At 70.3% G+C, this 18,006-nt stretch carries 18 protein-coding genes and 1 tRNA gene; 10 read left to right on the forward strand and 9 right to left on the reverse strand.

What is annotated here, in order from left to right:
* Nucleotides 1–22: 22 nt before the first annotated feature.
* Both AC1PZ7_RS03730 and AC1PZ7_RS03735 read left to right on the forward strand, forming a co-directional pair.
* Entirely contained in the window at nucleotides 23–502 is a 480-nt protein-coding gene (locus AC1PZ7_RS03730) for a cytochrome b (RefSeq protein ID WP_482358173.1), read from the forward strand.
* Nucleotides 503–528: 26 nt separating this feature from the next.
* On the forward strand, nucleotides 529–1,515 hold the full coding sequence (locus AC1PZ7_RS03735) for an esterase-like activity of phytase family protein (protein WP_482358174.1): 987 nt from the start codon (nucleotides 529–531) through the stop codon (nucleotides 1,513–1,515).
* A 30-nt stretch (nucleotides 1,516–1,545) separates the two neighbouring features.
* Here the strand turns inward: AC1PZ7_RS03735 and AC1PZ7_RS03740 are convergent, their stop codons facing one another.
* Nucleotides 1,546–2,175, reverse strand: coding sequence for a queuosine precursor transporter (locus AC1PZ7_RS03740; protein ID WP_482358175.1), 630 nt, complete (start codon nucleotides 2,173–2,175; stop codon nucleotides 1,546–1,548).
* A gap of 5 nt (nucleotides 2,176–2,180) precedes the next feature.
* On the reverse strand, nucleotides 2,181–2,474 hold the full coding sequence (rpmB, locus tag AC1PZ7_RS03745) for a 50S ribosomal protein L28 (protein WP_482358176.1): 294 nt from the start codon (nucleotides 2,472–2,474) through the stop codon (nucleotides 2,181–2,183).
* A 265-nt stretch (nucleotides 2,475–2,739) separates the two neighbouring features.
* Between rpmB and AC1PZ7_RS03750 the strand changes: the two genes are divergently transcribed.
* The 6 genes from AC1PZ7_RS03750 to AC1PZ7_RS03775 all read left to right on the forward strand — a co-directional run bounded on the left by AC1PZ7_RS03750 (nucleotide 2,740) and on the right by AC1PZ7_RS03775 (nucleotide 10,125).
* Nucleotides 2,740–3,582 carry a DUF3108 domain-containing protein gene (locus tag AC1PZ7_RS03750; protein ID WP_482358177.1) on the forward strand — a complete coding sequence of 281 codons (843 nt, stop codon included), beginning with the start codon at nucleotides 2,740–2,742 and terminating at the stop codon, nucleotides 3,580–3,582.
* A gap of 128 nt (nucleotides 3,583–3,710) precedes the next feature.
* Nucleotides 3,711–7,193 (forward strand): helicase-related protein, encoded by a 3,483-nt coding sequence (locus tag AC1PZ7_RS03755; RefSeq protein ID WP_482358178.1) that lies wholly within the window; start codon nucleotides 3,711–3,713, stop codon nucleotides 7,191–7,193.
* Between the two features lie 13 nt (nucleotides 7,194–7,206).
* Nucleotides 7,207–7,530 (forward strand): RNA-binding S4 domain-containing protein, encoded by a 324-nt coding sequence (locus AC1PZ7_RS03760; RefSeq protein ID WP_482358179.1) that lies wholly within the window; start codon nucleotides 7,207–7,209, stop codon nucleotides 7,528–7,530.
* A gap of 102 nt (nucleotides 7,531–7,632) precedes the next feature.
* A complete protein-coding gene (fdxA, locus tag AC1PZ7_RS03765) occupies nucleotides 7,633–7,968 on the forward strand; it encodes a ferredoxin FdxA (protein ID WP_482358180.1) in 336 nt (111 codons plus the stop codon).
* 387 nt (nucleotides 7,969–8,355) lie between these two features.
* Nucleotides 8,356–8,952 carry a CarD family transcriptional regulator gene (locus tag AC1PZ7_RS03770; protein ID WP_482358181.1) on the forward strand — a complete coding sequence of 199 codons (597 nt, stop codon included), beginning with the start codon at nucleotides 8,356–8,358 and terminating at the stop codon, nucleotides 8,950–8,952.
* A gap of 288 nt (nucleotides 8,953–9,240) precedes the next feature.
* Nucleotides 9,241–10,125: an RNA polymerase factor sigma-32 gene (locus AC1PZ7_RS03775; protein WP_482358182.1), complete on the forward strand. Its 885-nt coding sequence runs from the start codon at nucleotides 9,241–9,243 to the stop codon at nucleotides 10,123–10,125.
* A gap of 33 nt (nucleotides 10,126–10,158) precedes the next feature.
* Here the strand turns inward: AC1PZ7_RS03775 and AC1PZ7_RS03780 are convergent, their stop codons facing one another.
* Both AC1PZ7_RS03780 and AC1PZ7_RS03785 read right to left on the reverse strand, forming a co-directional pair.
* Nucleotides 10,159–11,643 carry a M48 family metalloprotease gene (locus AC1PZ7_RS03780; protein WP_482359559.1) on the reverse strand — a complete coding sequence of 495 codons (1,485 nt, stop codon included), beginning with the start codon at nucleotides 11,641–11,643 and terminating at the stop codon, nucleotides 10,159–10,161.
* A 23-nt stretch (nucleotides 11,644–11,666) separates the two neighbouring features.
* A complete protein-coding gene (locus tag AC1PZ7_RS03785) occupies nucleotides 11,667–12,545 on the reverse strand; it encodes a thermonuclease family protein (RefSeq protein ID WP_482358183.1) in 879 nt (292 codons plus the stop codon).
* A gap of 203 nt (nucleotides 12,546–12,748) precedes the next feature.
* On the opposite strand from AC1PZ7_RS03785, the gene AC1PZ7_RS03790 reads away from it, so the two are divergent.
* Together AC1PZ7_RS03790 and AC1PZ7_RS03795 are read left to right on the forward strand one after the other, a co-directional pair.
* Nucleotides 12,749–12,825, forward strand: a tRNA-Arg gene (locus tag AC1PZ7_RS03790).
* A 158-nt stretch (nucleotides 12,826–12,983) separates the two neighbouring features.
* Nucleotides 12,984–13,190: a hypothetical protein gene (locus tag AC1PZ7_RS03795; protein WP_482358184.1), complete on the forward strand. Its 207-nt coding sequence runs from the start codon at nucleotides 12,984–12,986 to the stop codon at nucleotides 13,188–13,190.
* Nucleotides 13,191–13,284: 94 nt separating this feature from the next.
* Here AC1PZ7_RS03795 and AC1PZ7_RS03800 read toward each other — a convergent pair whose 3' ends face one another.
* The 5 genes from AC1PZ7_RS03800 to AC1PZ7_RS03820 form a co-directional block, all read right to left on the reverse strand.
* On the reverse strand, nucleotides 13,285–13,551 hold the full coding sequence (locus AC1PZ7_RS03800; protein ID WP_482358185.1) for a hypothetical protein: 267 nt from the start codon (nucleotides 13,549–13,551) through the stop codon (nucleotides 13,285–13,287).
* Nucleotides 13,552–13,604: 53 nt separating this feature from the next.
* Entirely contained in the window at nucleotides 13,605–14,021 is a 417-nt protein-coding gene (locus AC1PZ7_RS03805) for a hypothetical protein (protein WP_482358186.1), read from the reverse strand.
* Between the two features lie 244 nt (nucleotides 14,022–14,265).
* The gene (locus AC1PZ7_RS03810; protein ID WP_482358187.1) at nucleotides 14,266–14,955 is read right to left on the reverse strand and encodes a hypothetical protein; all 690 of its coding nucleotides are present in this window, start codon (nucleotides 14,953–14,955) and stop codon (nucleotides 14,266–14,268) included.
* A 167-nt stretch (nucleotides 14,956–15,122) separates the two neighbouring features.
* Entirely contained in the window at nucleotides 15,123–16,721 is a 1,599-nt protein-coding gene (locus tag AC1PZ7_RS03815; protein WP_482358188.1) for a bifunctional helix-turn-helix transcriptional regulator/alpha/beta hydrolase, read from the reverse strand.
* 341 nt (nucleotides 16,722–17,062) lie between these two features.
* Nucleotides 17,063–17,956 (reverse strand): LysR family transcriptional regulator, encoded by an 894-nt coding sequence (locus AC1PZ7_RS03820; protein ID WP_482358189.1) that lies wholly within the window; start codon nucleotides 17,954–17,956, stop codon nucleotides 17,063–17,065.
* Nucleotides 17,957–18,006: the final 50 nt, after the last annotated feature.

Genomic DNA, 18,006 nt, shown 5'->3' on the forward strand with positions numbered 1-18,006 from the left:
CGGTGAGGCGAAAGACCGCTGAATGGTACTAAATTACGACCGGACCTCCCGAATTCTCCATTGGGCGGTCGCCGCGCTGGTGCTGGTGCAGTTCGCCACGGGGTGGAGCTGGGGCTTTTTCGAGCGCGGTTCCGAGCCGCGCTTCTACCTCTTCCGCCTGCATCTCTACTCCGGCTATGGCGTGCTGGCGCTGGCGGTACTGCGCATCGGCTGGCGGCTGACCCACGCGGCGCCGCCGCTGCCCGCCGGCATGGGCCGGGCGACGCAGATCGCCGCGCGCGCCACGCATGGCCTGCTCTACCTTCTCATCCTCGTGCAGCCGATTCTCGGCGCCGTCACCGTCACGGCGCTGGGCAAGAGCCTGGGCTGGACCGGGGCGGCGCATGTGGCGCTCGCCTACGTCATCGCCGGCATCGTCGCGGCGCATGTCGCGGCGGCGCTCTGGCATCATTTCGTGTGGCGCGACGGGCTGATCCTGCGCATGCTGCCGGCCCGGCGCTGAGGGCGGGGATCATGGCCGGGGGATTCATGCGTTCATTGCCTGCCGCCGTTCTGCTGCTGCTCCTGCTCGGTCCTCAGCCGGCGCCGGCGCAGTCGACGCCGATCGAGGTCCAGGCGACGCCGGTGGAGCGCTTCGATGCCGGCGGCGCGGTGCGCTTCGGGCCGCTGGAGTTTCGCGGCGGGCTGATCCTGTCGTCGCCGGCGGGGGATTTCGGCGGGCTTTCCGGCCTGTCCGTCGATGCCGACGGGGCGGGCTTCGTCGCTGTCACCGACCGGGGCTCCTGGCTCTCCGGCCGCATCCTGAGCGAGGGCGACCGGCCGACCGGCATCGGCGCGGCGCGGCTGGCGCCGATGCGGGTGCAGGGCGGCGGCACGCTGGCGGCGCAGGGGCGGGGCGACGTCGAATCCCTGGCGCGGACCCCGTCGGGCACGCTCGTCGGCATCGAGCGCAAGCAGGAGATCTGGCTGTTTCCCGGCGCGGACCCGCTGAGCGCCACCGGCCGGCGGCTGATCGCCGATCCGGCGCTGGGCAAGCTCGGCTTCAACGAGGGCCCGGAAGCCCTGCTGGCGCCACCGGACGGCACGCCGGCCGCGATCATCGTCATCGCCGAGCAGAGCCCGGACGATCCGGCGGTGCTGCCCGGCTTCCTGTTCGGGCCGCTGGCCAAGCCGGTGCTGACCGGGCGCTTTTCCATCCGGCGGAGCGACGAGTTCTCGGCGACCGACGCGGCGCTGGCCGATGACGGCACGATCTATCTGCTGGAACGGCGCTTCGACCTGCTGCGCGGCGTCGCCATGCGCATCCGCCGCTTCCCGCTGAGCGCGATCGCGCCGGGGGCGCTGGTCGAGGGCGAGGTGCTGGTCAGCGCCAACCGGCTGGCGGCCATCGACAATATGGAGGGCCTCGCCCTGCACCGGAACGCGGCCGGCGAGCTCATCCTGACGATCCTGTCGGACGACAATTTCTCCGCGCTCCAGCGCACGCTGCTGCTGCGCTTCGCGGTCGTCGACTGACAGGAGAGAAGAGGGCGCCCGCGGGCAGGCTCAGCGGGCGGAGCCGCGCGTGGCCTGCGGGCCGCTCCAGGGCTTGAGCCGGCCCATCACGGCGCCGTAGGGCACCAGGGCCAGAAGCGCGCAGGCGAGCTTCACCAGGAAATCGAAATAGGCGAGGCCGACCCACAGCGGCACGGTGATGCCGGTGGAGGCGTAGGTCACGGGGAAGGACATGTCCGCGTCGCCGGCGAAGGCGAGGGAGAAGAACATCGCGGTGTCGATGGCCGAGCCGAGCAGGCTGCCGGCCAGCGGCGCCTGCCACCAGCTCAGCCGGCGCAGCCGGTTGAACACGCCGATGTCGAGGAGCTGGCCGACGAGGAAGGCCGCGCCGGAAGCCAGCGCGATGCGCGGCGTCGCCAGCCAGATCGACAGCACGACCGCCAGCGCAAAGCCGAAATAGACCACCTGCCGCGTGACGGCGGGGCCGAAGCGGCGATTGGTCAGGTCATTGACGAGAAAGGCGAGCGGATAGCTGAACGCGCCCCAGGTCAGCACTTCGTGCAGGCCGAAATACTGCACGGGGTGCTGCACCAGCACGTTCGACGCCGCCACCACCGCCATCATGGCGATGACGGGAATGGCAAGCGTCGTGACGGATATTCTCGTGCCGGCGACGTTCATCGCGCTCAGGCGGCGACGGCCGTGGTCGCCTTGATCACCGCGCGGCGCAGATCCGCCGCCTTCGGCGACAGCTCTTCGCTGTGGGCCTTGAGGAGGAACGCGTCGAGACCGCCGCGATGATCGACGGTCTTGAGGGCGTTGGCACTCACGCGCAGCTTCACCGACCGCTTCAGCACGTCGCTGGTGAGCGTCACGTTCACCAGGTTCGGCAGAAAACGCCGACGGGTCTTGCGGTTGGAGTGGCTCACGAGATTGCCGGTCAGAACCGCCTTCCCGGTAAGTTCGCACCGACGCGACATCGTGGACTTCCTTGTATCAAAACCGATGCGTCGCAGGCTAGTCTAGCAGCCCGACGATCCCGCATGCGGCATCCGTGGAAATTAAGAGTGCGCTCCTATAAGGAACGCCCCCCGCGCCGTCAAGGCCGGCGGCGCGGCTCGCGCGCGGCGCTGGCGGTTTCGTGAGCGGCCCGAGTCACAGTTCCGCCGCCTTCCAAGATCATCCGAAACGAGGGTAAATGACGCTCGGGCAATGCGGTCGGGGCGATTCGGGATTTTTGCCTTCATGTTGCGTGTGTGCCTCACGGCAGTTCTGGCGCTCGCGGGTGCGGGCTCTGTGGTCACGGACGCCCGCGCGGACGGGCGTCTGGAGGCGCGCTACCGCATGTCCATCGGCGGGCTGGAACTCGGCAAGGCGGCGCTGCTGGTCGAGGTCGACGACAGCTCCTACATCGCTTCCGGCAGCGGGCGCCTCACCGGCGTGGTGCAGGCCGTCTCTCCCGGCAAGGGCACGGCCGGGGCGCGCGGCACCATCAGCCGCGGCGCGCTGGCCCCGCGCAGCTTCGCCATGGAAGCGGAATCCGACAAGAAGTCCGAGGCGATCCGCCTCGTCATGAACGGGTCGAGCGTCACCGACATGCGCATCGAGCCGCCGGTGTTTCCCTCGTCCGATCGCGTGCCGGTCAGCGACAAGGACAAGAAGGGCATCTTCGACCCGATGACGGCGGCGCTGATCCTGGTGCCGGGCACCGAGGACCCGCTGTCGCCCAAGGCCTGCGCGCGCGTGCTCTCCATCTTCGATGGCCGCCAGCGCTACGACCTCGCGCTCAGCTTCGAGCGCATGGACCAGGTGAAGGCGGAAAAGGGCTATGCCGGCCCGGCCGTGGTCTGCCGCGTCGCCTATCGCCCCGTCTCCGGCCACAAGCCGAACCGCAGCGGGGTGAAGTACATGATGAAGAACAAGGAAATGTATGTGTGGCTGGCGCCCGTCGCCGGCACGCGCATGCTGGTGCCGTTCCGCGCTTCGGTCACGACCGCGATCGGCATCGCCCAGCTCGAGGCGGAAGCCTTCGAGACGCAGGCGCTGGTCGGCACGCGCACCGCGCCGGCCAAGGCGGGCATGCCCTGAAGGCGGCCCCGCGCGGCGACCGGCCCGCATGACGGGCAATTGCGGCCGGACGTCCCCATATCGGACTTCCCGTGCTAAAAGGACCGCCCCCGGCCCGGCCAACTGAACGGCTCCAACTGAACGGCCCCATGAACATCGCCGCCCCGCCGGCCCATCTGCGCCCCGACGCCAAGCCCTTGCCGCCCTCGCTGAGGGCGCGCGGCGTCACCGCGGTGCTGGGCCCCACCAATACCGGCAAGACCAGCCTCGCCATCGAGCGCATGCTCGGCCATTCGAGCGGGCTGATCGGCCTGCCGCTGCGCCTGCTCGCCCGCGAGGTCTACGGCAAGCTGGTCGAGCGCGCCGGGGCCGGGAGCGTCGCGCTGATCACCGGCGAGGAGCGCATCAAGCCGGCCAATCCACGCTACTGGGTCGCCACCGTCGAGGCGATGCCGCGCGACCTCGACGTCGCCTTCGTGGCGCTGGACGAGATCCAGATCGCCGCCGATCTCGACCGCGGCCACGTCTTCACCGACCGGATGCTCAACCGGCGCGGACGCGAGGAGACGCTGCTGCTCGGCGCCGCCACCATGCGCCCGCTGGTGGAGAAGCTGCTGCCGGGCGCCAGCATCCTCGTGCGCCCGCGCCTGTCCAACCTTTCCTTCGCCGGCGAGAAGAAGATCACCCGGCTGCCGCGCCGCTCGGCCATCGTCGCCTTCTCCGCCGACGAGGTCTACGCCATCGCCGAGCTGATCCGCCGCCAGCGCGGCGGTGCGGCGGTGGTGCTCGGCGCGCTCTCCCCGCGCACCCGCAACGCGCAGGTGGAGATGTACCAGAATGGCGACGTCGACTATCTCGTCGCCACCGACGCCATCGGCATGGGGCTCAATCTCGACGTCGATCATGTCGCCTTCGCCGGCGACACGAAATTCGACGGCTGGCAGTTCCGCCGGCTCAATCCGGGCGAGATGGCGCAGATCGCCGGCCGCGCCGGCCGCGCCCAGCGCGACGGCACCTTCGGCACCACCGGGCGCTGCGGGCCGTTCGACGCCGAACTCGTCGAGCGGCTGGAAGCGCACAGCTTCGATCCGCACCGTGTGCTGCAATGGCGCAACAGCGCGCTCGACTTCGCGACCATCGAGGCGCTGCACCGCTCGCTGGCGGTGCCGCCGCGCGAGGAAGGGCTGACCCGCGCGCCCACCGCCGACGACGTTCTGGTGCTCGAACGATTGAGCAGCGACCCTGCGATCCGCCGCCTCGCCACGAGCCCGCAGGCGATCGAGAGACTGTGGGAAGCCTGCCAACTGCCGGATTATCGCAAGGTCTCGCCGGCCTCGCATTCCGACCTCGTGACCACCGTTTACGACGACCTGATGCGGCGCGGACGCCTCTCGACCGACTGGTTCGCCAAACAAGTGGCCTTGGCGGACCGAGCGGAAGGTGACATAGACACGCTGTCGGGGCGCATTGCGCAGGTCCGTACCTGGACCTTCGCGGCGAACCGGCCGGATTGGCTTGACGACCCGGAACACTGGCAGGGTGTCACGCGGCGTGTGGAGGATAGGCTTTCCGATGCGCTTCACGAGCGGTTGGCCCACCGCTTCGTTGATCGCCGGACCAGCGTGCTGATGAGGCGCCTGCGAGAGAACGCGATGCTCGAAACAGAAATCACCAAGACCGGCGACGTCATCGTGGAAGGCCATGTTATCGGCCATCTGCTTGGATTCCAGTTCGCGGCGGACGCATCCGCCGGCGGACCTGAGGCCAAGGCGCTGCGCGCCGCGGCGCAGAAGGCGCTTGCCGGGGAGATCGAGGCGCGCGCCGCCCGGCTCTCGGAGGCGCCGGACGACGCCTTCGTGCTGTCGGTCGACGGCACGCTGCGCTGGATCGGCGATCCGGTCGCCAAGCTCATTCCCGGCGAGGAGGTGCTGAGCCCCCGCCTCAAGCTGATCGCCGACGAGCATCTCACCGGCACCGCCCGCGACGGCGTGCAGGCGCGGCTCGACCTGTGGCTGAAGGCGCATGTCGAGAAGCTGCTCGGCCCGCTGCTGGCCATCGGCAAGGCCGAGGACATCACCGGCATCGCGCGCGGCATCGCCTTCCAGCTGGTCGAATCGCTCGGCGTGCTGGAGCGCCACAAGGTGGCCGAGGAGATGAAGGCGCTCGCCCAGGAGGCCCGCGCGGTGCTGCGCGGCCACGGCGTGCGCTTCGGCGCCCATCACATCTATCTCCCCGCCCTGCTCAAGCCGGCGCCGCGCGGGCTCGCCGCCCAGCTCTGGGGCCTCAAGCATGGCGGGCTGCAGCAGAAGGGCCTCGACGAGCTGCCGCATCTGGCGGCCAGCGGGCGTACCTCGATCCCGGTCGATCCCGAGATCCAGAAGGGCCTTTATCGCGCGGTCGGCTTCCGGGTCGCCGGTGACCGCGCGGTGCGCGTCGATATTCTGGAGCGCCTCGCCGACCTGATCCGCCCGGCGCTCGCCTGGCGTCCCGGCACGAGCGGCGAGAAGCCGGCCGGCGCCTTCGACGGCAATGGCTTCGTCGCCACCGTCGCCATGACCTCGCTGGCCGGCTGCGCCGGCGAGGACTTCGCTTCGATCCTGCGCTCGCTGGGCTACCGCATGGAGCGCCGCCCGGCGCCCGTGGTCGAGACTCCCGTGGAAGCGCCCGCTGCGGAGGCGGCCGAGGTCGAGATTCCCGTGGCCGAGGTTTCCGCACCCGAGGCTGCCGCGACTGAGGCGGTCACCGAGGATGTGGTCGCGATGTCGGACGAGGCCGCCGTGCCGGCGATCGAGCCGGTCGAGGCCGTGCCGGTCGAAGAGGTCATCGTCGAAGAAGCCACCGTCGAAGAAGCCGCCTCCGAACAGGCTGCTGCCGATGCTGCCGTCGCCGAGGAAGTGGCTGCCGAACCGGCGTCCCTCGACGAGATCGTCGTCGACGTGACGGTGGAGGCCGAGTCTTCGTCCATTGAGTCTTCCTCCATCGAGTCTTCCTCCGGCGAATTTTCCGCCGTCGAGATTTCCGTGGCGGAGGTTTCCGTGACGGAGATTCCAGTGGCGGAGGCTTCCACCGTGGAGGCTGCCGCGGGCGAGCCGGCGGACATCGCCGCCGAGGCCGCGCCGGCCGAACCGGCGATGATCGAGATCTGGCGCCCCGGCCGTCCGCCGGGGCAGAACCGCCCGGCGCATCACCAGCGCAAGGGTGGTCATGCCGGCGGAAATCCGGCCGCTCATTCCGGCGGCCGCGCCGGTGGCCGCGACGCGGCGCGAGACGGTGCCCAGCCGGGCCGGCCCGCGCCGCGCGGCGACGCGCCGGCCGAGGCCGGGCGTCCCGATGCCGCGCGCGAGCGCCCGGAGGGCGAGCGTGGCCGCCGCCCCTTCCGCGAGGACCGGCGCGAGCGTCGTCCCGAGCGCGCCGATGGCGAGCGCGAGCCGCGCCGCGACGAGCACCGCCGCGAGCACGGCAACCGTCCGCCGCGCCCCGACCGGGGCGAGCGGCAGGACCGCTTCGCCGGTGCCGCGCGGCCGGAGACGCGCAACGAGCCGCGCCGCGACAAGCCGGTGGACCCGGATTCGCCCTTCGCCGCCCTGCTCGCGCTCAAGGCGCGGATGGAGGCGGAGAAGAACGGCGGCTGAGGCGGGGGCGCGGTTGAGCGGCGGCGAGGCTGGTCCGCGCGACGCCGATTCCGGCCGCCACCGTCTCGACGTCTGGCTCTGGCACGCGCGCTGCGTGCGCACGCGCTCCAGCGCCGCGGCGCTGGTGAAGGCGGGCCATGTGCGGCTCAACGGCACCCGCGTGACCTCCCCGAGCCATCCCGTCCGGCTCGGCGACGTGCTCACCCTCGCGCTCGACAGGCGGGTGCGGCTGTGGCGCGTGACCGGCTTTATCGCGCGGCGGGGGGATGCGCGGGCGGCGGCCAGCACCTATGTGGAGATCGACGGCGAAGGCGCACCGGGCAGCCATGCACCCTGAGCGAGGGATGCTTGTTGCGCCACGCGGAGAGGTGCGCTAGGGAGCCCTCGCGGAGCCCTTCCTGCGTGCCTAATTCACATGTTCCGCACGGAGACTGGATAAATGACCTACGTAGTCACGGATAATTGCATCAAGTGCAAATACACCGACTGCGTCTCCGTGTGCCCGGTGGACTGCTTCTACGAGGGCGAGAACTTCCTCGTCATCCACCCCGACGAGTGCATCGACTGCGGCGTGTGCGAGCCGGAATGCCCGGCCGAGGCGATCAAGCCGGACACCGAGCCGGGGCTCGACAAATGGCTCGCGCTGAATGCCGACTATGCCAAGGTCTGGCCGAATATCACGGATCGCAAGGACCCGTTGCCGGAGGCCAAGGAATGGGACGGTGTGCCCGATAAGTTACAGTATCTGTCGCCCGAACCGGGTAAGCAGGACTGAGCGTCGGCCCCAGCGTCACGCCCCGATCTGCCTTCGCCGCCGGCCGCTGCCCGATCGCGCAGCGCCGGAGCGGCTTGCGCTGCAATGCGGCAGTATTTTGATTCTTCCCGGATTTGTGCTATATACCCATCGTGCAGTCGATTGGGTTTGCCATGTTGCAACGCTCCACCACCGGAGCGCCCTTCCCGGAATTTATGTCGGGCCTTCGTTCTGCGTGCGGAAACTCCCGCGCGCGGGGCTTCCCTGAGTTTTCCGTCGGCGGCTGAAGTACGGTTCCCGCATCCGTTGGAGCCGGGGTGTTTCTTTTCCCTGCGGGCGAACCGCAGGCGGCAGCGCGCCGAGGGCGACGCGGAGCCGGATGAACCGAGACCCAGGAGCAGGCACAGCATGACGTCGACCAAGAAGCCGTCCAACAATATCCGCCAGGGTTTCAAGACGGGTGAGCACATCGTCTATCCGTCCCATGGCGTCGGACGCATTATGGCGATCGAAGAACAGGAAGTCGCAGGTTTCAAGCTGGAGCTGTTTGTCATCCATTTCGAGAAGGACAAGATGACGCTCCGCGTTCCTGTCCCGAAGATCGTCTCGGTCGGCATGCGCAAACTCTCCGATTCCACGGTGCTGAAGAAGGCGCTGGAGACGCTGAAGGGCCGCGCCCGCGTGAAGCGCACCATGTGGAGCCGCCGCGCGCAGGAATATGAGGCCAAGATCAATTCCGGCGATCTCGTCGCGATCTCCGAAGTGGTGCGCGATCTCTACCGCTCCGAGGCGCAGCCCGAGCAGTCCTATTCCGAGCGTCAGCTCTACGAGGCCGCGCTCGACCGCATGGCGCGCGAGCTCGCCGCCGTCGACAACCTGACCGAGACCGAGGCGATCAAGCTGATCGAGCAGAACCTGCTCAAGGGCCCGCGCCGCGCCGGCAAGGGCGAGGTCGATGCCGCCGAGCCGGAAGACGAGGCCGACACGGAAGAGGCCGCCGCCTGACGGGCGGACCCGGCGCCGTCCATCGGCGACACGCTTTGACAAAGGCCCGGCCCTCGCGCCGGGCCTTTTGCTGTCGGGCGCCTTTCCCCGCGCCTTTCCCCGCGCCTTTCCCCGCGCCTTTCCCCGCGCCTTTCCCCGCGCTCTCCCCCGCGCGCGTGCCCGCTTCCGCGCCGCGCAAGGCGGGCGCGGGGGAACCTTCGGGCCGGTCCGGCGTTGACGGCCCGTTCGGGCACGTCAGCCGTGGAGTGTCGCCACGCCTGACGCCCCGAGGTTTCGGGGGAGAGGCGCATGAGCGAAGGGGACGGCCGCCGCACCCAGTTCGCGCGCACCGCGATGGCGGTGCCGATGCTCGACCGCGAGGATGAGTTCCGGCTCGCCCGGCGCTGGGAGGAAGCCCATGACGAGAAGGCGCTGCACGCGCTCATCCACGCGCATATGCGCCTGGCCATCGCCATTGCCCGGCGCTTCCGCAATTACGGCCTGCCGATGTCGGACCTCGTGCAGGAGGGCCATATCGGGCTGATGGAGGCGGCCGCCCGCTTCCAGACCACCCATGAGGTGCGCTTCTCGACCTATGCCACCTGGTGGATCCGCGCCGCCATACAGGATTATGTGCTGCGCAACTGGTCGATCGTGCGCGGGGGCACGTCCTCCGGCCAGAAGGCGCTGTTCTTCAACCTGCGGCGGGTGCGGGCCCGGCTCGAACGGGCCAATGGCGGCGCCGGCGCGGTGACGCGCGAGGAGCTGAACCGCACCGTCGCCGCGCGGCTCGGCGTCAAGCCGGTGGAAGTGGCGCGCATGGATGCGCGGCTCAGCATTCCCGACCTGTCGCTGAACGCGCCGCTGGCGCCGGGCGAGGAGGACGGCGCCGAGCGGCTCGACCAGCTGGTGGCGCAGGACCCGCTGCCCGACGAGCAGGCCTCGCGGGAGATCGACGGCGAGCGCCGCCGCCGCTGGCTGCTGGGCGCCCTGCGCGGGCTCAACGAGCGCGAGTTCCGCATCATCAAGGCGCGCCGGCTCAACGACGAGAGCGAGACGCTGGAGGTGCTGGGCGCGCGCCTCGGCATCTCCAAGGAGCGGGTGCGGCAGATCGAGAGCCGGGCCATCGAGAAGCTGCGCCTCGCTCTGACCACCGGCCCCGACGTGCCGCGCGGGGCGTTCGGCCCGACGTGAGCGGCAAACGGCGCGCGGCGAGGCCGGCGCGCGTTATTCGGCGACGATCTTGTACTGCTCGCCATAGGCGAGCTTGTCGCCGCGATTGAGCCCGTTGAGGATGAGGAAGCGCTCCAGCCCCTTGTCCTGCACGTCCATGCGGGCGGCGAGGCGCTCGGGCGTGTCGGTGAGCCCGGCGCTGACGACGCGCAGGCGCAGCGGCTTGACGTTGTCCGCCTCCTCGATGGAGACGCGGCGGAACGTCTCGGCCGCCTGGCGGAAGGAGCGGTCCAGCTCCGGGGTGAGCTGGCGGGCGGCGAAGATCAGCCGGTACACGTCGCTGCCGAAGCGGATGGCGAACATGCGGAACGACCATTGCTCGCCGCGCGCCACCGCGGTGGCGGCGGAGAAGCCGTTCAGCACCAGGCTTTCCACGGTGGAGATCTCCACCCCCTCGATCCAGCCGGAAGACAGGTATTGCGCCAGGCTCTGGTCGCCGGCGACGCGCACCGCGTCGAGGCGCAGCGCCTCGCGGCCGGAGGTGCTGGCGCCGAGCACGGCCTGCGAGGTGTTCTCCAGCGTGAAGCCTTCCGGCGCGGTGAAGGTGAAGCCGAGCTTGGGATGGAAGAAGCGCCGCCCGCGCACGAAGCCTTCCTTGGGGTCGTCGCCATAGACGAGGCCGTCGATCGCCGCCATGTACTGCTTGCGGTCGCGCTCGCCCGGCTTGTCGGGCGAGGCGTATTCGCGGGCATTGGCCATGACGATGGAGATGCGCTCGGGCGTCGCCGGGTGGCTGGCGAGGAAGTCGGAGGTGTCGGTGCCGGCACTCTGGTTCATCGAGGTCGAGCGGATCGAGGCCTGCCGGCCCATCGTGGTGAGGAAGCGCTCGGCGCCATAGGGGTCGAAGCCGGCGCGGGCGCTGATGCCGACGCCGATCGCGTCCGCCTCCAGCTCCTGACCACGCGAGAAGCTGGCAAGCGAGATGCGGCTGCGCGCCAGCGCCAGCGCGCCGAGATCGGAATCGTTGACCACGTCGGAGATGACGCGGCTGACCAGCACCGCCTGCTTCATCTGGTCCTCGCGCGTCGCCGCGTGGTTGGCGATGACATGCGCCATCTCATGCGCCAGCACCGAGGCGAGCTCGGAATTGTCGGAGGCCAGCGCCAGCAGGCCGCGCGTGACGTAGAGCGAGCCATTGGGCAGCGCGAAGGCGTTCACCGCCGGCGAATTGAGGATGGTGACGCGGTAATGCAGGTCCGGCCGCTCGGAGGCGGCGACCAGCCGGCTCACCACGTCCTCGATCTGCTTCTGCAGCTTGGGGTCGTTGTAGGTGCCGCCATAGGCCGCGACCAGGCGCTCATGTTCCTTGCGCTGCGCCGGAGTCAGCGTTTCCTCGAGGCGCGGCGGCGGGGTGGGCGCGGAGGCCTGCTTGTCGTCGAGCGCCGCGCAGGCGCCGAGCAGCAGCGCGCCGCCGAGCAGCAGGACGCGCGCAAGGGTACGCGCAAACGCCCGCTGCCGCGGCGCCGCCCGGTCGTGCACGCCCCCGATGCCCTCGGCCTGTCTCACTCGCTCCCCGTCTGCCTCTCTTCGCCTGCCCGTGCGTCCCACGCGATCTGTTCGGCCCAGCGCAGATCGATCGCCGGACCACCGGCTTCCAATACCGTTCCGCGCAGCGTCACGCGCCGCCCGGCGAGATCCGCCGCTGGCGTGCCGCGCGCGTCGAGCGCGATTCGCGCGGCCGGCGCGATCCTGCCCGTCATGTCCTGCCGCCAAACCGGGCCGAAATTGAGGTAATCCACCCGGCGCCGGTTTCCAACACTCAGCACGCGGCCTGCTATGATTGTGAAGCGGCCCTGCCGTGCGCGAATCGCGGCGATGTCGCGGGCGTCGAGCGGAAATTCGGCCCAGATGCCGCGCCGCGCGCGCCGCGCCGGCGTCTCGATGCCGGTCCATGCGGCGATGCAGCCCAGCAGGTCCTGCTCCGGCCGGGCGGCGGCAAGGCCGCGGGCGAGCATTTCCTCCTGCAGCGTGCGCGATTCCCCGGCGAGACGGACGAGGCCGGGCTGGCGGCCATAGCGATCGGCCCTGCCGGCGCCGGCGAACTCGACCACGCGGCCCGCGGCGCGGCCGGCCAGCGCGGCCCGCCAGACCCGCCCGCCCTCGGCACCGTCGGCGGCGAGGCCCGCGAGGCGCAGCACGCCGCCATCCGCCAGCACCAGGTCGCCCGCCTCGTTCACCGCCGCGACCGGTCCGCGCGGGGCGAAGCGGTCGGGGCAGGCCGCGGTGTCGGCCTCGGCCCGCGCGCCGCCGGAGGGCAACATGCCGAGCAGGACACTGAGGAAGACGCCGAGGAAGACGCCGAGCACGGCGCAGCCGCGCGGGCCGCGCGACGCCAGGGGCGCGGCGGACGGGGAAGGCGGCGCAGTCACGTGTCCCGGCATGATCATCCCCGGCCGTCCGATGCCCGCTCTGGCCGCCTCCCGGACGCGATCATCCGGGCCGGCGCCGTGCGGGGCATCGCGATCGAACATCATCGCGCGGCTCCAGCCTAGCGCAAGGCGGCCGCCGCGCCCACCCCGAGGCGGGGACAGGGATCGCCGCCCCTTGATCCGCGGCGCCGATTGGGTTCATGTACGCGCGGTCACTCCCGGTAGCTCAGCAGGATAGAGCACAGGTTTCCTAAACCTGGGGTCAGGGGTTCGATTCCCTTCCGGGAGGCCACTTTCGGCCGGGCGGGCGGCTGTCTCGCCGCATCCTCGCCCCCCGCCGCCGCGAACAACCGGCCGGGATCCGGCGGTTTCTCCGGAGCGTCCTGAATTACCTTGGAACGGTCGGCATCCGCGCCGGTTGTCCCATGCAGGACGAATCGGGAGAGCCACATGATCATCGCGGAACAGCACAAGCCGACCAGGCCGGACGACCGCCGCAAGGGCGCGGGTGACCGGGGCCGCAAGGATGCCGACAAGGCGGGCGCCGACAGGGCCGGCAATGCCGGCGGCAACTCCGACGATACGATCGTCGAGGCGAACCGGCGCACGCGTCAGGAAAACCCGCGCGCGAAAAGCCCGCGCGACCGCGAGACGTGACCCCAGGGGACGACGGCCCGTGCGGCCTCGCCATGCCGGCTCTCACCGGCGGCGGGGCGCCGAATTCAATGCGGCAGGCGCCGCGCCCTCCCGCTCACGACTGCGGACGACGGATGATCGGCTGCGCGTCGCAGGGCGCGGTGACGCAGCTCGGGAAGGGGTTCTGCTGGCGCGCTGCCGGTGTCGAGGGCGCCACGGGCTCCCAGGTCGCCGGCGGCGCGCCGGCCCGCTTGGGAGCCGGGGTCGAGGCGCCGGGATTCCTCAGTGTCGAATTGCCGTAATACTGCGCGCAGGCGGCGCTTGCGCCGATACCGATCATCAGCGTGGCGAGGGCGGCGGTGAGTGGCAGGCGGAAGGTCATCGGCCGTCCCGGTTTGCGTTTCGCCCCATAAACAAGAGTTTCGATGCCCGCGGTCAAGGGGTGGCGTCCGCCGACGCCAGGCAGGGATCGAGCACGACATGGTGATCGTCGAGCTGCCTGTAGCCGCCGCCCATGACGACGGCATCGCCCCGCTTCAGGTCGTTGGCGCTGTATGTGACGCACATGACCTGCACATCGGCAGGTTCGCACATCAGCAGATAGGCCATCACCCCATCGGTGTGCAGGCCGGTGAGCGCGCCCCGGATGCCGAGCGTCACGCGATTGTCGGTCTTGGGTGCCCGGTCGGCCCAGTGGCGGATCGTGTCGCAGGTGGCGAGGGTGTCCGGATAGGCCTCGCCCGGCCGGAACGGGCTCGCCGGATCGCAGCAGCCGCCCTCCTGCGCCGCCAGCGGCTGGGCGATGAAGGCGAGGAGCGCCGACAGGATGTGGAACCGGGTCGCCAAGGTCATCTCGCCCCCCAAACGCATGATGAAGCAGGGGGTAGGGGCACGTCTTGGTGAAAATGCGGCCGTGCCCGTGCCCGTGCCCGTGCCTGTGCCTGTGTCGGAGCCGGGACGGCGTTCACCGCCAATCCTGTGCTTCCCGCGTGCTCCCGCGCGCGGCAACGCCGACGAGGTGGTCTTCGTCGGTCGCGCCGCGTGTTCAGTTCCGGGCATTCAGTTCCGGGCGTTCGAAGGCCCGCCGGCGGGGCCGCTAGCTCGGGACGCGCCGGACGGTCTGTGTGACCGACCAGCGGCAGGGGCCTTCCTCGTTGCGCGCGTCGAACTGCCAGTTCATCCGGAACAGCGTCGGCGTCAGCAACTCCATGTCGTAGCGGCTGACCATGCCCTCAAGCGTTTCGCGGCCGCTGAAGCGATAAGGGCCCTGCCGCGTCCATTTCGGATTGGCCGCTTCCGGGTCGGGATTGGCGGCGAGCCAGGCGCGGAAATAGGTGTCGGCGTCGAAGACACCCTTCCAGGCGACGCGTGCCGGCTTCGCGCCGTGCAGGTTGCTCTCCAGAACGCCGCGCATCCTCGCCGTTCCGCTGCCGCAGCTGAGCGCGTTGACGCGCGCCCTGGAGGCCCAGATGCCGTCCTCCGGCTTCATCTCCTCGAAGAGTTCGAGCTCGCACGTGCCGTCGCCGCCCATCTGGAGGTCGATGTCGTCCAGGCTCTTCGAGCTCCATTCGGGCGTGCCGTCGGTCAGCACCAGCACGCTGTCCGCAGCGGAGGGAGCCGCGATGCCGAATACGATGGCCGCCTCGTCGGCGGTCGCGCTGGTGAGCTGGCAGCGGCAGCCCTTGCTGCCGCATTCGGCGATGACGACCTTCTCTGCGGCGGTGGCGCCGTGCGGCAGGCCGAGGAGCAGCAGGGCAAGGCCCAGAAACCGGAAGGACGCGGTCATGACGGGTTCCCGAATGTGCGGCGGCGGGACGCGGCCGGCTCAAGTGGTGGGGCGTAGCGGATCGATCCGGCGGCGCTGCCGAAGGCGGTCCGTCCCGGCCACGAAAGCTATCGCCCCATGACGGCGTGTCCGACTACCATTTGGTAGTGAGGCGGGATTTTCTTCCGCTAGGAGAGCGCCTGTTCCGGCAGCCCGGCGCGGGCGGCCATCAGCAGCGCCTGGCGCAGCAGCAGGTCGCCATGGTTCAGGGCGAGCGTGTGCCCGGCATCCGGCAGCAGGCGGAATTCGCCCTGCGGGATGCGTTCGGCGAGTTCGGCGGCGGCCTTGGCGGAGACGGTCTGGCTCCGGTCGCCATGGATGAGCAGGGTCGGGCAGGCGATGCGCCCGGCGAGCCCGCTCCAGTCCTCGTTGGTCAGGCGCATGTCCTGGCAGAATCCGCGCGCCTGCTGGCTGCCGACCAGGCCGAAGAACTCCTGGAGCGAAGGGGCGAAGCGCGGCTGCTGCCACATCTGCCGGTCGAAGTCGCAATCGGCGAAGACGAGGTCCGGGATGATCTCGACGCCCTTGCGCGCCACCTGCGCGAAGCCGAGCGCGACGATCCTGTCCATCAGCGCCGGCATCCTCTGCGAGGCCCAGGCGTTGACGCGGTGCTTCAGCGGCATGTCGGCGGTCTGCGACCAGGAGCGCATCGGCGGCGTGACGGGCGCGCAGACAAGGCCGGCGACGCGTTCGGGGTGGGCAATGGCGAGCGCCGCGGCGAAGCGGGTGCCGATGTCGTGGGCGACGACCACGACGCGCTCGAAGCCGTGGCGCGACAGCACGGCCAGCATCTGCCCCACCGCGCGATCGACGACCGACCCGTCCTCCGGCAATTCGCAGGCGCCGTATCCGGGGCGCGTCGGGGCGAGGACATCCAGTCCCAGCGTGTCCGCGGCCCGGCGTATCTCCGGTTGGGCGACGATGCCGAACAGCGCGCCGTGGATCAGCAGCACGGGATATCCGCCGGGCCGGCCGAACCGGTGCACGGGCACCTCGCAGCCGTCGACGCACTCGACGTTCAGCCGGGCGAGCGGCATCTGCACGCCGGCCGGCCGCTCATGCAGCCTCTCGCTGGTGATGGCCAGCGCGTAGCCGAGCGCCACCGCCTGCGTCTGGCTGTGGACACCCATCTTGGCGATGACCGCCTTGACGCTCTGGCGCACCGTGGAAAGCTTGCGCCCGCTCGCGGCGGCAATGGCCTCGACGCTCTTGCCCTCCATGAGCGCGAGCATGAGGCGCAGCTCGACCGGGGACAGGCCGAAGGTCTGCGCCAGAAGATGGGCCAGCGCCGGCTGCTGGCCGAAGCGGCACTCGGCCAGCACGATGTTGCCGCGGGTCTCCGGCGACGTGCCGGCGAGCAGGACGCTCTCGCCGCCGCTTGCCGTCACCTGGAGCGTTCCGACGCCGGACGACGCCCGCACGGCCTTCAGCAGGACGGGGACCGCGCTGTCCGCCAGCGCGATGATGCCGATGTTCTCGCCGATGGTCAGCGACAGCTGGCTGGAGGCGGCGGCATTGAGGCTCATGACGCGGCCGGTCGGATCGATGACCAGCAGCATGCCGTCGGTGGCGAAGGACTGGCCGTCGGGAAGAGCGGCGGGCACCTCGTCGAGCAGCGCGCCGAGCCGCTTGAGGTCCCCCTGACCGCGAATCTCGGCCGAGACCGAGTCGATGAGCTGGCGATAGGCAATGAGTGGCGCGGCGCGCGCCTCACGCGTCTCACTCAAGGACCGCCCCCACGCATGACCCAAGGAAAGATGATCCCGACGCTAGCAGCCGGACGGACAAAGTCCAGCGCGCCGGGAAGAGGCCTGCCCGCAGGCCGCGGCAAGCGCGCCGGGCTTTCGCCGTCGGGGGAGACGTCCGGTGCGGGCCCCCGTTTCATCCGGCGGTCTCCGGTGCCTGTGGCGGGCGTCCCGGATCCGGTCGCGGTGCCGGTCGCGGTGCCGGTCGATCGGGGCCGACCCAGAGCATTTCCGGTGAGTCGCGGTTCACCAGAAATGCTCTGGGTGATTGCTTGAACGCGCTTTCTTCACGCGGACCGGAATCCTCTTCGCGCGAAGGCGCCCTAGAGCGGCGCCTGCCGGAACACGTCTGTCACCCATTCCAGAAAGACGCGCAGGCGCGGGGCGAGCTGGCGGTTCTGCGGATACAGGCCGGACAGCGGCGTCGGGGGCGGCGCCGCGGCCGCGAGAACCTCGCGCAGCGTTCCCTTCGCGAGGTCTTCGGCAAAGCGGTAGCGCGGCGCCTGGATGAGCCCCAGACCCAGCCGGGCCAGATCCGCGATCGTGTCGGAATTGTTGCTGGTCACGCGGCTCGGCAGCTGGATCCGGCGAAGGCGCCCGCCGACCGTGAATTCGAGGGGCAGCACCTCGCCGGTCCGCGAGGAGACGAAACCCACCATGTGGTGCCCGTCGAGGTCCTCCGGGCTTTCGGGCGTGCCATGACGCGCGAGATAGGCCGGGCTCGCGACCGTGATCTCGTCGATTGTTCCAAGATGACGCAAAATCATTCCGCTGTTCACCGGCTCTCCCACCCGGATGACGCAGTCGATGCCCTCCCGCACGAGGTCGACCAGCCGATCTCCCTGGCCGAGGTGCAGATCGATCAGCGGGTAGCGTTCGAGAAAGGCGGGGAGTCGCGGCAGCAGGAAGGTGCGGGTGAGCAGCCCTGGCGCGTCCACCCTGAGCAGGCCGCGTGGCCGGCCACCGCGCAGGGCGGCTTCGGCTTCGTCCAGTTCGGCGAGAATGGCCAGGCAGCGCCTGTAATGGTCCTCGCCGTCCAGCGTGGGCGAAACATGCCGCGTCGTCCGCTCCAGCAGGCGGGCTCCCAGATGGGATTCCAGGTTCTTGATCGCCGCGGTGGCGGTGGAGCGCGGCAGGCCGAGATCCGCGGCGGCCGCAGTGAAGCTCCGCCGCTCCACGACGCGGACGAACAGGCGCATCTGCTCCAGGCGATCCATTCCGCATTGTTCATCACAGCTGAAAAGTGATGGCAACCGGCAGGCGATTA

This window comes from Ancylobacter sp. TW_SC_1 (assembly GCF_056836805.1).

Excerpts from the sequence above, each read along its gene's own strand:
- AC1PZ7_RS03795 (WP_482358184.1), top strand. The coding sequence starts at position 12,984 with ATGATCATCGCGGAACAGCACAAGCCGACCAGGCCGGACGACCGCCGC.
- AC1PZ7_RS03820 (WP_482358189.1), bottom strand. The coding sequence starts at position 17,956 with ATGGATCGCCTGGAGCAGATGCGCCTGTTCGTCCGCGTCGTGGAGCGG.
- rpmB (WP_482358176.1), bottom strand. The coding sequence starts at position 2,474 with ATGTCGCGTCGGTGCGAACTTACCGGGAAGGCGGTTCTGACCGGCAAT.
- AC1PZ7_RS03755 (WP_482358178.1), top strand. The coding sequence starts at position 3,711 with ATGAACATCGCCGCCCCGCCGGCCCATCTGCGCCCCGACGCCAAGCCC.
- AC1PZ7_RS03800 (WP_482358185.1), bottom strand. The coding sequence starts at position 13,551 with ATGACCTTCCGCCTGCCACTCACCGCCGCCCTCGCCACGCTGATGATC.
- AC1PZ7_RS03770 (WP_482358181.1), top strand. The coding sequence starts at position 8,356 with ATGACGTCGACCAAGAAGCCGTCCAACAATATCCGCCAGGGTTTCAAG.
- AC1PZ7_RS03785 (WP_482358183.1), bottom strand. The coding sequence starts at position 12,545 with ATGCCGGGACACGTGACTGCGCCGCCTTCCCCGTCCGCCGCGCCCCTG.
- fdxA (WP_482358180.1), top strand. The coding sequence starts at position 7,633 with ATGACCTACGTAGTCACGGATAATTGCATCAAGTGCAAATACACCGAC.
- AC1PZ7_RS03730 (WP_482358173.1), top strand. The coding sequence starts at position 23 with ATGGTACTAAATTACGACCGGACCTCCCGAATTCTCCATTGGGCGGTC.
- AC1PZ7_RS03775 (WP_482358182.1), top strand. The coding sequence starts at position 9,241 with ATGAGCGAAGGGGACGGCCGCCGCACCCAGTTCGCGCGCACCGCGATG.
- AC1PZ7_RS03735 (WP_482358174.1), top strand. The coding sequence starts at position 529 with ATGCGTTCATTGCCTGCCGCCGTTCTGCTGCTGCTCCTGCTCGGTCCT.
- AC1PZ7_RS03805 (WP_482358186.1), bottom strand. The coding sequence starts at position 14,021 with ATGACCTTGGCGACCCGGTTCCACATCCTGTCGGCGCTCCTCGCCTTC.
- AC1PZ7_RS03740 (WP_482358175.1), bottom strand. The coding sequence starts at position 2,175 with ATGAACGTCGCCGGCACGAGAATATCCGTCACGACGCTTGCCATTCCC.
- AC1PZ7_RS03750 (WP_482358177.1), top strand. The coding sequence starts at position 2,740 with ATGTTGCGTGTGTGCCTCACGGCAGTTCTGGCGCTCGCGGGTGCGGGC.
- AC1PZ7_RS03810 (WP_482358187.1), bottom strand. The coding sequence starts at position 14,955 with ATGACCGCGTCCTTCCGGTTTCTGGGCCTTGCCCTGCTGCTCCTCGGC.